We start from the raw sequence: 1,885 nt of genomic DNA on the forward strand, positions 1-1,885 counted from the left end.
GCAAAGTCTAATAATACATTATGCTTAGATAAATTTTACCCGGAAAGGATTTGATGATAACAGATATTGATCAGCAAAGTGATAAAATTATAATTCAGATGAAATCAACTTCAAGCAGCTGTAAATGTCCAAAGTGTAATCGTATAACACAAAAATATCATGGAACATATACTCGTAAAGTACAGGATTTACCTATTTTAGGAAAAAGTGTTCAACTTGAAATTTGTTCACATGAGTATGCATGTTTGAATGATGAATGTGGGGTTGTTTCCATTGCGGAGACTTTTGATGGATTCCTTAATAATTATAGTCGTATGACAGAAAGATGTGCTGATTTTATCTGTACATTGGCTTTTGAAACCAGTTGTGAAGGCTGCGCCCGTGTCTGCCGCACATTAGGGATAAAAACTAGTGGTGATACCGTAATACGATTACTTTTAAAAAGATATGAATCTCTTCCCCAACCGGAAGTTAGTGATGTAATAGGTGTGGATGATTTTGCATATAAAAAGCGTCATACATATGGGACTATCATAGTAAATGAAAAAACGCACGAGCCTATAACATTGTTGAATGGAAGAAATGGGGATACATTGCGGGAATGGCTTAAGAATAATAAAAATGTTAAAGTGGTTACAAGAGATAGGGCAAGTGCATATGCGAAAGTAATATCAGAAGAATTACCCGATGCAATGCAGGTAGCAGACCGATTTCATTTACATCAGAACCTACTGGAAACAATAAAAAAAGCTCTGAATCAAGAAATCCCTGCAACAATAAGTATCCCACACAATGATACATCTATCGATGCAGAAGAACATTGTAAAAAAAATCGCATCTGATGTGGATAATTATGCTGCTTTTTCAGAAAAACGTTATCAAATGATCTGCCAAATACAAAATTTTTTAAAAGAAGGCTGTAGTTACCGTGAAATTGCCAAACGTATGGGAGTAGGTCGCAACACAATTGCAAAATATCGTAAAGGTGATCCAAAAGAATTAAGTATGTATGGAATTCATCAAAGCAAACTTGATCCATTTCATGATTTTATTATAGATTGTCTTAAAGAAGGATGGAGTAAAAGCAAAACTGTAAAAGCAATATACGAAAAAGGATATTCTGGATCCAAAAGCAATGCTTTTGATTATTTGTGCAAAATAGAGCAAAAAGAAAATAAATGTTTTGAGCCACAACCATATGTCAGAACAATGACGGAGTGTTTAAAATACAAAACCGGCAGTAAGGGAAAAGATAAAGATTATATTACACGAGAAGGTGTGTTTAGGTACATGTGGATGAATACTGAACTTTCAGATAATCATAAGGAATATATTTATGAAAAGTATCCAAATATTGGGGAACTTCAATGCTGCATAAGAGAGTTTAGAAATATTTTTAAAAATCATAATGTGCCAATGCTCTATTTATTTGTTGAAAAATATAGTAAAAGTATTCTTAAACCCTTAAGAAGTTTTGCTGAGGGATTAAAAAGAGATATAGATGCAGTTGAAAATGCTGTAGCATATGATTACAGTAATGGATTTGTGGAAGGAACTAATAGCAGATTAAAAATGATAAAACGTACAATGTATGGAAGATGTGGCAGACAGTTGCTTGAAGCAAAGTTGAGGTACATGGGATATAACAATAATAACGGATAATTGCGGAAGAACCTCAAAGTCCGGACAGGTGGCTCAGAGAGCCCCGGAATAATCACATTGAAACTCGGAGGGAACATATGAATTTTGGTGCAGTATTTGGCAGCAGTGTTCTGATTTTCTTTTTTATTTGCCTTGGAATTTTTATGCATTCGCAGATGACAGCAACGCAAAAAATGGTAGTTTTGTACTTGAGCTGTTATGTTGCGGTCTCTTATACACATCT

General features: G+C 34.2%; 2 protein-coding genes. Both read left to right on the plus strand.

All coding sequences use genetic code 11. The annotated features are described in order from the left end of the window. Positions 1–53 precede the first annotated feature (53 nt). Positions 54–842: an ISL3 family transposase gene (locus NCY57_RS16560; protein WP_250789868.1), complete on the plus strand. Its 789-nt coding sequence runs from the start codon at positions 54–56 to the stop codon at positions 840–842. After that, on the plus strand, positions 808–1,662 hold the full coding sequence (locus tag NCY57_RS16565) for a transposase (protein ID WP_250789869.1): 855 nt from the start codon (positions 808–810) through the stop codon (positions 1,660–1,662). The genes NCY57_RS16560 and NCY57_RS16565 overlap by 35 nt, the downstream gene beginning before the upstream one ends. The last annotated feature ends 223 nt before the right edge of the window (positions 1,663–1,885 follow it).

The sequence above is a fragment of the Blautia sp. MB18-30 genome, assembly GCF_023669475.1.
Taxonomy (GTDB): domain Bacteria; phylum Bacillota; class Clostridia; order Lachnospirales; family Lachnospiraceae; genus Blautia_A; species Blautia_A fusiformis.

What these genes read in the sequence shown, in the direction of transcription:
- NCY57_RS16560 (WP_250789868.1), top strand. Translation starts at nt 54, where the DNA reads ATGATAACAGATATTGATCAGCAAAGTGATAAAATTATAATTCAGATG.
- NCY57_RS16565 (WP_250789869.1), top strand. Translation starts at nt 808, where the DNA reads ATGCAGAAGAACATTGTAAAAAAAATCGCATCTGATGTGGATAATTAT.